The sequence below is a fragment of the Flavobacterium sp. GNP002 genome (assembly GCF_054343795.1).
In genome coordinates this window covers 2,959,115-2,973,315 of sequence record NZ_JBTGUW010000001.1, presented here as the reverse complement: position 1 = coordinate 2,973,315, position 14,201 = coordinate 2,959,115, and the positions used below count along the sequence as shown (strand labels likewise).

Sequence of the window (14,201 nt, the reverse complement as noted above, 5' to 3'; positions counted from 1 at the left end):
AACTATTTTTTTTGCGTATGTAATTATATTAACTAATCTAAATATAAAATAATCATGACTAGAAAAGAATTTTTTGCGAGAGTAGGATTTGGAGCAGCAACTGTTTTAGTACCTGCTTGCTTAGCCGGTTTGGCTACGAGTTGTAGCTCAGACGATTCCAGTACTGGTGATTCTTCAACACCAACAGCTACAAGTAATTTTACAGTTGATATCAGCACAGGACCTTTGGCGACAAATGGTGGTTTCATAGTAACCAAAGGAATTATTATTGCACGAACCACGACAGGAACTTTTCTGGCAGTATCCTCTTCATGTACTCACGAAGGTGTAACGCTTGGTTATGATAAATCAGGGAATCAATTTGTTTGTCCAAGACATAATTCTCAGTTTACAAGTACTGGTACTGTAATTTCTGGACCAGCACCATCCAATTTGAAACAATATCAGACTACATTGTCTGGAACAACTTTAACTGTTATTGTCTAGTTCAAGAAATAAAAGAATTGTGGATACCTATAAAAAAGTCGTTAAATTAATTCTGTCTTAATTTTCACTTTAAGAAAACTATACTTCACTAGAAATAAATACTTTTACAGTATTAAAACAGATTTAAAAGATGAAAAAACAGGTCTTATTCTTGTTTCTTTTTATAGGAACGATAGGGTATTCTCAAAACTGGAAAACCAATTTTGAAGAAGCAAAAGCGCAGTCAATTTCTGATAACAAAAATATCCTTCTTGTCTTTTCAGGGTCAGACTGGTGTGCTCCATGCATTAAATTAGAAAATACCATTTGGAAATCCGAAGAATTTAAAAAGGATGCTGATCAAAAATGGGTCATTTATAAAGCTGATTTTCCAAAGAAAAAAGCAAATCAACTAACGCCAGAGTTAATGGAGAGCAATAAAAAGTTGGCTGAAAAATACAATAAATCAGGAAATTTTCCATTAGTGTTACTTTTGGACAAAACGGGGAATGTATTAGGAATCACAGGTTTCAAAAACCTTTCTCCAGCTGATTATATCAAACTAATTCATTCATTTGAAAAATAATGAGGAGTATACTTTTAATATTTTTATTATTTACAACCTTCATTTCTGTTGGTCAAATCGCCCATAAGAGAAAGTTGTCGATGTTAGGAAGTCCGTTTGAGGTTACTGCTGTTGCAAATGACACTCTGAAAGGCAATGAATATATTGATTTGGCTGTAGCCGAAGTAAAACGAATTGAAAATTTAATTTCAGATTGGATTCCCACCACACAAATTTCAGAAATCAACCGAAATGCAGGTATTAAACCTATAAAAGTGGATTCTGAAGTTTTGGAATTGGTCGAAAGAGCAATTAAAATTTCCCAAATTACAGATGGTGCCTTTGATATTTCCTATGCTTCTATGGACAAGATATGGAAATTTGATGGCTCAATGAAAGTGATGCCGACGGAAGAAGCTATAAAAAAATCAGTTGCAAAAATTGGCTATAAAAATATTATTATAAACAAGAAGGAACAAACCATTTTTCTAAAATTAGAAGGAATGAAATTAGGTTTGGGCGGTATTGGTCAAGGCTATATTGCTGATAAAGCGAAAGATTTATTGGTTTCAAAAGGTTGCACATCAGGAATAGTAAATGTTTCCGGAGATATTAATGCTTGGGGAAAACAACCCGATGGTAAACCGTGGAATGTGGGAATTGTAAATCCTTTGAATAAAAATAAAGTTTTTGCCACATTTCCATTAAAAGATAGTGCTGTAGAAACTTCAGGAAGTTATGAGAAGTATGTCATTTTTAATGGAATACGGTATTCCCATATAATTGATCCCAGAACTGGTTATCCGGCAACTGGTGTGGTGAGTGTATCTGTATTTGCAAAGCAAACTGAAATTGCTGACGCTTTGGCTACAGGAATTTTTGTTCTTGGAGTAGAAGTGGGATTGGATTTAGTAAATCAACTTAAAGGAATTGAATGCATTATTGTTGATGATAAAGGCAAGATTCATTCATCAAAAGGAATTGACATCAAAAAATATAATTAATATAAAGACATTTAAAATGATAAAGAATATAACAGTTTTGTTTTTTGTACTGCTGATTTTACAATCCTGTAGTTCAGTAAAAGAATATGAAAAAGAAAAAATAAATGATCCTGATATGAAACTATCTGCAAGAACTGCAGAACGTTACGAAACTTCTTTTCAAGTTTATCGTGAAGCTGCCGCTGGAGCAAATGGTGGTAAATCAGGCGGTGGTTGCGGTTGCAACTAATTTACAAAACAACGATTTAGATAGTAAATAATAATTTCTATACAATGAAAATAAAATTTTTATTTCTTTTAGGATTAATCAGTAGCATTGCCTTTTCGCAGGATAAAACTACCGCGCCAGCATTTAAAAAACGAGTATTAGAAAGTACTGAGGTCGATTTTTTAGCCAGTTATTACAATCAGGACGGCTCAAGATCAGCTGTTTCAGGAGGTATTGGTTCTGAAAAATTAACTGATGTTGCTTCAAATATTGTGGTAGCGATGCCTTTAAATGAAGACGATGTTTTAACCATTGATTTGGGAATATCAGCCTATTCCTCAGCTTCGTCGAGTAATATAAATCCGTTCAACGCTACAGGAGCTTCTGGCGGTGATGATGACAGATTAGCTGCTGCAACGCCTAGTGGAACTCCTTGGCAAGCTTCATCAGGTGCTTCTAAAAGTGATCAATTAGTGTCAATTGTTGCTAATTACAGCCATAGTAGTGATTCCAGAAATTTTATTTGGAATACTGATGTTTCTTTTTCAAATGAGTATGACTATACTTCGGTAGGTTTTGGAGGAGGAATTGCTACTCTTTTTAATGAAAAAAACACCGAATTAAGTTTGAAAGCTAATGTATATCTTGATCAATGGAGACCTATTTATCCAACAGAGCTTCACGAATATTCAAAATATGGTACTAATTTCTTAACCCAAGGGTATTTTAATGGTGTTTCAGTTTTGGATCAAAATGGACAAACTACAACAAATTATTTGCCTTCAGCATTTAAAACGGTTAGTGGCGTTAATAGAAACTCTTATTCAGCTTCTGTAGGTTTCTCTCAGGTTTTAACTAAAAAACTGCAATTTTCAATCTTCTTTGATGTTTTGCAACAACAAGGTTTATTGTCATCTCCTTATCACCGAATTTATTTTGCTGATAAAGCTAATTATTACATCGGTCAGGCACAATATATTAATACATACGAAAGTCCAACTAACGCTGGAGTTTACAAATTGGCGGATGATATCGAAAGATTACCGGATTCCAGATTTAAACTTCCCGTTGGAGCGCGTTTGAATTATTATATAAATGAGCGATTTATATTAAGAACTTATTATCGTTTTTACTCTGATAATTGGGATATTCAATCGCACACCGCAACTATTGAACTTCCTATAAAATTATCCGATAAGTTTACTGTTTTTCCAATGTATCGCTATTACACACAAACGGCTTCAAAATACTATGCACCTTACGAAACCCATTTATCAACAGAAAGATATTATACCTCTGATGCAGATTTAGCTACATTTGATGCGAATCAATATGGTTTTGGTATCAATTATACCGATATTTTTACTGGTGCAAAAATTTGGAAATTTGGTTTAAAAAACATTGATTTTAGATTCAATCATTATGAAAGAAGTGATAATCTAAATGCTAACATTGGTACAATTGCATTTAAATTTGTAATGCAATAAAGCCTAAATAATTCAATTATGCACATATTAATCGTGGAAGATGAAGCTGGTATTGTTCAATTTCTTCAGCAAGGATTAGAAGAAGAAGGATATACAATCACTAGTGCTTCGGATGGTTTAAAAGGATTTGAGCTGACTCAAAAAAATAATTTCGATTTGATTTTATTAGATTGGATGTTGCCAAAAATGACTGGATTAGAACTTTGTAAATCCATTAGATTGAAAAACAGTACAACTCCAATCATTTTTCTCACAGCAAAAGATACCGTTCAGGAAACAATTGAAGGATTGAAAGCGGGTGCCAATGACTACATCAAGAAACCTTTTAGTTTTGATGAATTAGTAGAACGCATCAAAATTCATTTCAGAAACCAAAATGAAGATGAAATTCTGACTCTTGGAACAATTCAAATTGATATTCCACAACATCGTGTTTTAGTAAATGAAATTGAAGTGGCGTTGACGCAGCGTGAATTTGAACTATTGACGTATTTGGTAAAAAATAAAGGAAAAGTGTGTACCAGAACCCAGATTATAGAGGATGTTTGGGACATTCATTTTGAATACGATACCGGCGTTATTGATGTTTTTATGAATGCGATTCGCAAAAAATTGAATTTGAAAATTGAACAAGACTACATAAAAACCGTTCGTGGTGTAGGTTATATTGCTAACGATTAAATAAAAATGCAACAACTTTCCTTTAAAAATAGAATTGCTTCTAACTATATTGTTACCACAGCTTTATTGATTTTTGTGGTTTTCTGTATCATTTATTCTATCGTTAAATTCAGTGTTTATAGCCATGTTAACAACGATGTTACCAGTGAAGTTGAAAAACATCTCAGTGAAATTGTAATTGTTGGCGATAGTTTTCGTCTGATTCATGAGGAAGAATGGAAGGAAAGGGAACACAACACGCTCGACGTAAATCCAGTTTTTATTCAGTTTGTAGATCAAAATAGAAATGTGATTGAAAAATCACCTAATCTTAAAAAATCTACTTTAATTTTTGATAAAAAGAACGCGGAGAACAAACTTTTTGACACCAAATTAGCGAATAACGCAATCCGTCAAATTCAGGTTCCTATTTATCAAAAAAACAAAAGAATTGGATATGTCATGATTGCCATGTCACTGGAAGATGCAACAATGGTACTCAACAATTTATCGGAAGTATTGATAATTGCCTATCCTGTAATTCTGATAGTATTGTTTTTTATTGCTCGATTTTTTGCCGGAAAGAGTATAAAACCGATTAGTTCCATCATTACAACTTCTAATATTATTACCAAAGACAATCTTACTTCCCGAATTCCGTTACCGCAAAACCGTGATGAATTGTTTGTTTTATCTCAAACGATAAACAATTTATTAGACCGAATAGAAACTGCCATTGAACGCGAAAAGCAATTTACTTCTGATGCATCGCATGAATTAAGAACGCCATTAACTGTAATCAAAGGAACCTTGGAAGTTTTGATTCGCAAACCTAGAGATCACGCTGAATATGAAGAAAAAATTAATTTTTGTGTCACAGAAGTGAATCGGTTGAATCATTTAGTAGATCAGTTGCTTTTATTGGCTCGATTTGAAAACCAAAAGCAAACCTTAAAAACAGAGAAAGTTTATCTAAATGCTTTATTTTTAGATACTATTGCCCGAAACTCCACTGTTGTTCAATCTAAAAATATTACAGTTTCGACTGAATTTGCGCAGGATTATTACTTAGAAACGGATAGTTATTTATTTTCGATAGTGATTAATAATTTGATATCGAATGCATTAAAATATTCAAATCAAAATGGGAATCTTCAAGTTACTATAAAAGCGATTGGTTCTAAAATTGAATGCCAGATCAGTGATTCCGGAATTGGAATACCCGCAGATGATTTAGAAAAAATATTCAATCAGTTTTACCGTTCAAAATCCAGTAATCATCCAGAAATTAAAGGAACAGGATTAGGGTTATCTATCGTAAAAAGATTGTGTTCCTTGCTCAATATTGAAATTGCAATTACCAGCAAGGAAAATATTGGAACTACAGTAATTTTAAGTTTATTTGAAGCAGACCTTAAGTAATTCTTAAGGAAATCCTTATCTTTAAACTTTACTTTTGAAGTATAAATAAGATAAAAATGCTCGAAAAAATTATTGCTTTTAGCTTAAAAAATAAACTGATAGTTTTACTCTTTACTTTAGGAGTTTTTGGATTTGGTTTGTTTTCTGTTTTCCAAATATCTATTGGAGCAGTTCCAGATGTCACGAATAACCAAGTTCAGGTAATTACCACTTCTCGTAATCTTTCTACACAGGACATCGAACAGTTTATAACCTATCCGGTTGAGATTGAAATGGCAAATTTGCCAGGTGTCAAAGAAATTCGATCTATTTCAAAATTTGGTTTATCTGTTGTCACGATTGTTTTTGATGAAAATTTAGGAACCTATCTTCCAAGACAACTTATAGCCGAAAAAATAAAAACTGCTTCGGAAAAAATTCCTCAAGGTTTTGGAACACCTGAAATGGGTCCAATTACCACAGGACTTGGAGAAATCTATCAATATACATTAGAAGTAAAACCAGAATTTAAGAATAATTATTCCGTTACTGATTTACGAACCATTCAGGATTGGGTGGTAAAACGTCAGTTATCAGGAATCAAAGGTGTTGTAGAAATTAATACTTGGGGTGGTTTTTTAAAACAATACGAAATCGCGATTAGTCCATCGAGTTTAAAAGCGATGCACATTACAACAGCTGATGTTTTCACCGCTCTCGAAAAAAACAACAGTATTGCAGGAGGCGCCTACATCGAAAAAGTGAACCAAAGTTATTTTATCAGGGGTGAAGGAAAAGTAAATTCACTGGAGGAAATTGGGAATATTGTTGTTGCAAATGCTAATGGATTACCCATTTATATCAAGAATGTAGCACAAGTTCGTTTTGGTCATGCCAACCGTTTTGGTGCAATCACGGGTAATGGCGAAGGTGAAAAAGTCTTGGGACAAGTGATGATGCTAAAAGGCGGAAATTCTAAACAGGTAATTGATGATGTAAAAGACAGAGTTGCCGAAATCCAAAAATCACTACCTGATGGCGTGTACATTAATGGATTTTTGGAACGAAGCGAGTTAGTAGGAAAAACAACTTTTACAGTTGCCGAAAACTTGATTTTAGGATGCTTAATTGTAATTTTTGTTGTCATTTTGTTATTAGGAAACTGGCGTTCCGGATTAGTCGTGGCGTCTGTGATTCCGTTGTGTTTATTATTCGCCATTTCGTTTATGAATATTTTTGGTATCGATGCCAATTTAATGAGTCTGGGAGCGATAGATTTTGGAATTATCATCGATGGTGCCGTAATTATTGTCGAGTTCATAGCTTTCCAAATCGCAAGTAAATCCGCTCATTTAGTAAATCTCAGCAAGGAAGAACGTCAGTTAGAAATTGATCAAATCACCTATAAAAGTGCTTCCAAAATGATGAATTCGGCTATATTTGGCCAGTTGATTATTCTGATTGTTTTCATTCCAATCCTATCCTTATCTGGAATTGAAGGTAAAATGTTCAAACCGATGGCTATGACATTTAGTTTTGCATTATTAGGCGCGATGATTTTCTGTTTTACCTATGTTCCAGTCGTTTCTTCTTTATTTTTGAAGCCAAAAGAAGAAAATCCAAATTCATTATCCAGTAAATTAATTCGCAAACTCAACTCCTGGTATTTACCCATAATTACTTGGGCAATAAGCAATACCAAAAAAGTATTGTATGGTGCATTAGGATTGTTATTGCTGGCCGTAGGATTATTTGCAACGATGGGAGGAGAATTTATTCCGACGCTTGATGAAGGAGATTTTGTAATTCAGCCGGTTTTAAAAACAGGAACTTCTTTGACAAAAACAATAGCGATAACGACCAAAATAGAGAAAATAATCCTTAAGAATTTCCCGGAAGTCACACAAGTTGTCAGCAGAATTGGAGCTGCCGAAGTGCCTACAGACCCAATGTCTATGGAAGAAAGTGATGTTATTGTAAAATTGAAACCCAAATCAGAATGGACTTCGGCTTCCACCAAAGATGAATTGGCAGATAAAATAAAAGCAGCATTGGAAAAACAAATCCCGAATATGGAAATCGAATTTACGCAACCTATCGAAATGCGTTTTAACGAATTAATTTCTGGAACAAGATCTGATGTGGCGGTTAAAGTTTTTGGCGAAGACCTAACTATTTTAGCTGAAAAAGCTGAGGAAATAAAAAATGCGATTGCAAAGGTAGAAGGCGCTTCGGATATTATCATCGAAAAAACAGAAGGCTTACCGCAAATGTCCGTAGTTTATGATCGTTCTAAAATTGCCCGTTATGGGTTGAATATTGCCGATTTGAATGAAATGATTGCGCTGGGCTTTGCCGGAAAAACCGTTGGAAATGTTTTTGAAGGGGAGAAACGTTTTGATATGGTAATCCGTTTGGATCAAGCAAATCGTCACGACATTGAAGATTTACGTAATTTATATGTGCCAACACCTAACGGAGAACAAATTCCGTTGAGCGAATTGGCTTCCATCGAATATACTGAGGGTCCCGCAAAAATTTCTCGAGACAATACTAATAGAAGAATTGTAGTGGGAATCAATGTTCGAAACCGAGATTTACAGAGTGTAGTTACTGATATTCAGCAAATTGTTGAAAACAAAATCAAATTACCAGCAGGATATTACGTGAAATATGGTGGACAATTTGAAAATTTACAAAGTGCCAAAGCCAGATTGATGATTGCAGTTCCTATCGCATTATTTTTGATTTTTATCCTCTTGTATTTTGCATTTGGTTCTGTAAAAGAAGCCTTAATGGTCTATTCAGCGATTCCTTTATCAGCAGTTGGTGGGGTTCTATTTTTGTGGATGAGAGATTTGCCGTTTAGTATTTCGGCAGGCGTTGGTTTCATTGCGCTTTTCGGAATTGCAGTATTAAACGGAATTGTCCTAATCGAACATTTTAAAGAACTCAAACACCAAGGCATGAAAGATATCGATGCATTAATTTTAAAAGGAACAACAGATAGATTACGTCCAGTTTTATTAACCGCTTCTGCGGCTGCATTAGGATTTTTACCCATGGCAATTTCATCTTCGGCTGGAGCCGAAGTGCAACGACCATTAGCAACGGTAGTCATTGGCGGATTGTTTACGGCAACTATTTTGACGATGATTGTGCTGCCTATTTTATATAAGGTTTTTGATAGTCAATACTTCAAAAAAGCAAAGTTTAAGAAACATCAAAGTTCCACTTATATCATTTTGTTATTGTTGAGTTCTTCCTTGGCTTTTTCACAAAATTCTAATCCGGAATTAGATAGTTTATTGTCAAAAGCAATTCAAAATAATAAAGGAATTAAAGCGGCTCAATTGCAAGTGGATAAAACAAAAGCCAACATCAAAACGGCAAATACTTTTGATAAAACCAATATTTATTACAGTTACGATCAAAATAATTTGGCACTGAATAACGAGCCTTTACGAGTATTTGGTGTACAGCAACGTTTTTCTTTTCCAACGGTCTACGGAGCGCAGAAAAAAGTATTTTCTTCTGAATATGAAAGGGAAAAAGCCAATTTTGATATTCAAAAAAACAAACTTTCTTTAGCTGTTTCTAAATCGTATCAGCATATCGTTTATTTGCAACATCAAGAAAAACTATATCAATATTTGGATAGTTTGTACCAAAATTTCTCTAAAGCAAGCGACAGGCGTTTTGAATTAGGAGAAACCAATTATCTAGAAAAAATTACGGCTCAAGCTAAATTCAGACAAATAAGAACCAAACTTTCTCAAATTGAGAATGATAAAAAAGCACAATACGAGCTGTTGCAATCTTTACTTCAAACCGATGAAATAATAGTAATAAATAGCAATTCAATTACACCATTAAATACTTTTACTGCTGAAACAAGTAAATTGACTTATTCTACTTATTTAGAAAGTGTTACTGATAATTATAAAAATCAAATAAAGCTACAAAAACAGCATTGGCTACCGGATATTAACCTGGATTATTTTCAAGGAAGAAATAACGGTTTATCACAATCGTTGTATGGTTTTCAAGTTGGTTTAGCAGTACCGATTTTATTCTCGGGACAAGTTGCTAAAAGTAAAGTCGCACAACTTGAATTACAAAGTTGGGAACAACAAAAACAAAACGAGGAAGTAAAAATAGAAAAGTTCATCAATCAAAAAAAGAATGAATTAGCAAAGTATCAGGAAGCGATAAACTACTACAATCTGTACGGAAAAAAATTATCGGATGAGATTATAAAAGTAGGAAACAATAGCTACAAACATGGTGAGATTGATTTTTTTCAATACATACAAAGTTTAGAAAATGCGACAACCATTCAGGTGGACTATTTAGATACTATTTTACAATTCAACCAAACCCAATTAGATTTACAATACTTAAATTTTTAAAATACAACTAATGAAAAAATCTCTCTATATAATTGCTTTATCACTTGTTTTATTTTCTTGTAAAGAATCAAAAACAGAAGAAGTGGAACAAAAAGACAACGGTTTGACAACTGTAACTTCCGCCCAATTCAAGTCTTCGGGAATGGAGATTGCGAGTCCAACAGAACAGGATTTTGATGTTACGGTAAAAGCATCCGGAAAAATTGATGTACCGCCGCAAAATCGAGCCAAAGTGAACACTTTTATGGGTGGTTATGTGAAATCCACAACGCTTTTGGTTGGAAATAGAGTCACTAAAGGACAAGCTTTATTGACTTTACAAAACACTGAATTTCTGGATATTCAAAAAGAGTATATGGAAGTAGCGGAGCAACTTAATTTCTTGAAATCAGAATACGACCGCCAAAAAACTTTGTACGATGAGAAAATTACTTCGCAAAAAAACTACTTAAAAGCCGAAAGCGACTATAAAAGAGCAAAAGCCATGCATCAAAGTTTACGTACCAAATTGATGCTTTTGAACATTAATCCTAGAAATGTAGAAAGAGGAATTTTGACTTCAACAATCACTATTTTTTCCCCAATAACAGGTGATATTGTGATTATGAACGCCAATGTGGGAATGTATGTAGCACCTTCGGATGTGATTTTAGAAATTGTCGATACAGATCACTTACATTTAGAATTAGCCGTTTTTGAAAAAGATATTTTGAATGTAAAAATTGGGCAAAAAATTCATTTTAAAGTTCCTGAAGCTTCAAAAGATGTTTTTAATGCCGAAGTACATTTGGTTGGAAAATCAATTGAAGGAAATGACAGAACGATTAATATTCACGGACATTTAGACGATGCGATAAAACAAAAACTGTTGACGGGAATGTTTGTAGAAGCTGGAATAATTATCGATTCAAAAAAAGGTTTAGCCATTCCTTCGGAAGCATTAGTTACTGAAAATAACAAAAATTTCGTACTTTTATTGGGCAATGAAAAAAACGGGTATTCATTCAAGAAAGTAAGTGTTACAATAGGCGAGAAGTCTGAAAATTTTGTCGAAATATTTCCAAATACTTTAATCAATTCTTCTTCGAAAATTTTGACAAAGGGTGTTTTCGATTTGGTTAATTAATAAAAAGCAAATAAAATGGACTTGAATAAACTAAAAGATCAATTACAAACAGAAGTCGATACTGCTTTTTTATATGACAGTATTGCCGCTATTCAATCGGATGATAATCTTTCAAGAGTATTATTGAGTTTGGGTGAAATTGAAAAAGGACATGCGAAACATATGTTTGATAAAGTGTTGACTTTGGAACCAAATTACAAAATGCCTTTACCATCAGGAAGAGCTAAATTTCAATTGAAGTTGGGTAAAATCTTTGGTTACAGTTCTATAATTAGCAGCCTTTCCAATATTGAAAAACAATTTGCAGTAAATTCAATTAAAAATAAACTTAAAAGCGGAGAGAAACCAACAGGTTTTGAGCACAATCATCTTAATATTATTGAAGCAGTAAATAATAATGCTGCTTTGAATGTTTCCGGAGGCTTATTGTCTAAATTTGAAAGCAGGCATAAATCAGTAGGTGGAAATGCCTTGCGTGCCGCTGTTTTAGGTTCCAATGATGGATTGGTTTCAAATATGAGTTTGGTCATGGGAGTTGCTGGTGCGGCTGTTTCTAATGATACGATATTATTAACTGGTATTGCGGGACTTTTGGCAGGAGCAATTTCAATGGCATTAGGCGAATGGCTTTCGGTACAAAGTTCCAGAGAATTAAACCAGCGCCAAATTGATTTGGAAACCGAAGAATTGGAAGCTTCTCCTGAAGAAGAGAAAAAAGAATTAGTTTTATTGTATCAGGCCAAAGGAATGAATGCTGTCGAAGCACAAAAACTGGCTGACAAAGCTTTTGAAAATCCTCAAACGGCGATTGATGCCATTATCACGGAGGAATTAGGAATTGACAAAGAAGAATTAGGAGGATCAGCCTGGGAAGCAGCAACAGCTTCATTTGTGCTTTTTGCCATTGGAGCTATTATTCCATTATATCCTTTTATGTTTTTAGACGGAAAAAACGCCATTTTATTGAGTGTCGGAAGCAGCGTTATTGGCCTTTTTGGAATAGGTGCCGCAATTACTCTATTGACAGGAAAAAGCATTTTATTTTCTGGATTTAGGCAAGTTTCTTTTGGACTGGTAGCAGCAGCGGTAACTTATGGAATTGGTTCCTTGATTGGAGTTTCATTAGCAGGATAAAAAATTAGCTTTTTATAAATCAATAGAATATAAACTTTAAATTAAAAAATTATGAACGATGCTCATTTACATATGGTTGTTAACCATTTCCCAATTATTGGGGCTTTTTTTGGAATAGGAATTTTAATCGCTGGAATGCTTTTAAAGAATGATTCGGTAAAAAATACGGCTTACGTTTTATTTATTGTTGCAGCCATTTTTGGTGCATTTAGTATGGGAACTGGCGAAGGAGCAGAGGAGATGGTTGAAGATTTTCCAAATATTGGTAAAGCAATTATCCATGAACACGAAGAACTCGCAGAGAAATTTGCTTTAGTACTTTATGTAACCGGAATTTTTGCATTGATTTCATTGGGCGCAGCTATAAAAAAGTTTCGATTAGCTAAAATATTTTCATTTATTACGCTTATTTTAGCTTTAATAAGTGGTCTTTTGTCAATAAATGTTGGCACATCCGGAGGAGAAATTCGTCACACTGAGATTAGGGAAGACAGCGCCGTTTCTGCACCGTTGAATGAGAATCCATCTGCTACAAAAGAATACAAAGAGGATGACAAATAATTTTAATATAACAAAAATCACTAGTTAAGTTAAAATTAAAATTGCTTTTTAAAAAAATAATCTATTATCTTTGTAGAAGAATTAAAACAAGCACACTAAAATGTTTACAAATCAATTACATCATCATCATTTTCATTATTGCTCTCAAGCGATGTGTTAATGGTATGTGTGTAAATCATCATATTCTAAAAACCCGTTTGAGTACATCAAACGGGTTTTTTATTACCCAATATTTGTACTCAATCAAAATATTTTAAACAAAAAAAAAGACAAAATGAGTACATTAAAAATTGCAATTCAAAAATCAGGACGTTTAAACGAAGACAGCATTCAAATTCTAAAAGATGCAGGCATTTCAATTGATAACGGTATCGACCAATTAAAAGCCGAAGCATCAAATTTCCCATTAGAAGTCTTATATTTAAGAAATTCAGATATTCCTCAATATTTGATTGATGGAGTTGTAGATATTGCTATAGTTGGCGATAATTTATTAGTTGAAAAAGGCGGGGATATCGAAGTAATTCAAAAATTAGGTTTTTCAAAATGTAAAGTATCTGTTGCTGTGCCAAAAGCATTTGATTACAAATCTGTTCAGGATTTAGAAGGTATGCGTATTGCGACTTCATACCCTAAAACAGTACTTGATTTTTTTAATTCTAAAGGCGTAACAGTCGATATTCACCAGATATCAGGTTCGGTTGAAATAGCTCCAAACATTGGTCTAGCCGATGCTATTGTAGATATTGTTTCCAGCGGAAGCACTTTATTCAAGAATAATCTGAAAGAGGTTGAAGTTATTTTTAAAAGTGAAGCAGTTTTAGCTGTTTCTCCAAAAGTAAGTCCTGAATCTCAAAAAATAATCGACACTTTAAAATTCAGAATCGAATCCGTTTTGAGAGCTAGAAAATCGAAGTATATTTTGATGAATATTCCAAATGACAAAATTGATGCTGTTGGAAAAATTCTTCCTGTACTTAGAAGTTTAACCGTTTTGCCACTGGCACAAGAAGGGTGGAGCAGCGTACACTCTGTAATCGATAAAGATACTTTCTGGGATGTGATTGATCAGTTGAAAGAAGTTGGAGCTGAAGGGATTTTGGTTTGTCCAATTGAAAAAATGGTACTTTAAGAATTATGAGTTTAAAAACGGAATAATTCTATTATTTAATCTTTGA

Annotated in this window: 12 protein-coding genes; all 12 read left to right on the top strand. The window is 33.6% G+C overall.

Annotated elements, in window-relative coordinates; genetic code table 11:
* Window positions 1–54: 54 nt before the first annotated feature.
* The 12 genes from ACXX80_RS12885 (at window position 55) to hisG (ending at window position 14,155) form a co-directional block, all read left to right on the top strand.
* A complete protein-coding gene (locus ACXX80_RS12885; RefSeq protein WP_458553548.1) occupies window positions 55–486 on the top strand; it encodes a QcrA and Rieske domain-containing protein in 432 nt (143 codons plus the stop codon).
* Between the two features lie 130 nt (window positions 487–616).
* Complete coding sequence (locus ACXX80_RS12880; protein ID WP_458553547.1) at window positions 617–1,051, top strand: thioredoxin family protein; 435 nt, start codon at window positions 617–619, stop codon at window positions 1,049–1,051.
* Window positions 1,051–2,034 (top strand): FAD:protein FMN transferase, encoded by a 984-nt coding sequence (locus tag ACXX80_RS12875; RefSeq protein WP_458553546.1) that lies wholly within the window; start codon window positions 1,051–1,053, stop codon window positions 2,032–2,034. Before ACXX80_RS12880 ends, ACXX80_RS12875 begins: the two co-directional genes overlap by 1 nt.
* 16 nt (window positions 2,035–2,050) lie before the next feature.
* Entirely contained in the window at window positions 2,051–2,263 is a 213-nt protein-coding gene (locus tag ACXX80_RS12870; protein WP_458553545.1) for a DUF4266 domain-containing protein, read from the top strand.
* Window positions 2,264–2,307: 44 nt separating this feature from the next.
* Window positions 2,308–3,729 (top strand): DUF3570 domain-containing protein, encoded by a 1,422-nt coding sequence (locus tag ACXX80_RS12865; protein ID WP_458553544.1) that lies wholly within the window; start codon window positions 2,308–2,310, stop codon window positions 3,727–3,729.
* 18 nt (window positions 3,730–3,747) lie between these two features.
* Window positions 3,748–4,410 carry a response regulator transcription factor gene (locus ACXX80_RS12860; protein WP_458553543.1) on the top strand — a complete coding sequence of 221 codons (663 nt, stop codon included), beginning with the start codon at window positions 3,748–3,750 and terminating at the stop codon, window positions 4,408–4,410.
* 6 nt (window positions 4,411–4,416) lie between these two features.
* The gene (locus tag ACXX80_RS12855; protein WP_458553542.1) at window positions 4,417–5,811 is read left to right on the top strand and encodes a sensor histidine kinase; all 1,395 of its coding nucleotides are present in this window, start codon (window positions 4,417–4,419) and stop codon (window positions 5,809–5,811) included.
* Between the two features lie 56 nt (window positions 5,812–5,867).
* Complete coding sequence (locus tag ACXX80_RS12850; protein ID WP_458553541.1) at window positions 5,868–10,202, top strand: CusA/CzcA family heavy metal efflux RND transporter; 4,335 nt, start codon at window positions 5,868–5,870, stop codon at window positions 10,200–10,202.
* 10 nt (window positions 10,203–10,212) lie between these two features.
* A complete protein-coding gene (locus ACXX80_RS12845) occupies window positions 10,213–11,328 on the top strand; it encodes an efflux RND transporter periplasmic adaptor subunit (RefSeq protein ID WP_458553540.1) in 1,116 nt (371 codons plus the stop codon).
* A gap of 15 nt (window positions 11,329–11,343) precedes the next feature.
* Window positions 11,344–12,462, top strand: coding sequence for a VIT1/CCC1 transporter family protein (locus ACXX80_RS12840; RefSeq protein WP_417991521.1), 1,119 nt, complete (start codon window positions 11,344–11,346; stop codon window positions 12,460–12,462).
* A 51-nt stretch (window positions 12,463–12,513) separates the two neighbouring features.
* Window positions 12,514–13,023: a DUF2231 domain-containing protein gene (locus ACXX80_RS12835; RefSeq protein ID WP_458553539.1), complete on the top strand. Its 510-nt coding sequence runs from the start codon at window positions 12,514–12,516 to the stop codon at window positions 13,021–13,023.
* 274 nt (window positions 13,024–13,297) lie between these two features.
* Window positions 13,298–14,155, top strand: a complete 858-nt coding sequence (hisG, locus tag ACXX80_RS12830) for an ATP phosphoribosyltransferase (protein ID WP_417991523.1) — start codon at window positions 13,298–13,300, stop codon at window positions 14,153–14,155.
* Window positions 14,156–14,201: the final 46 nt, after the last annotated feature.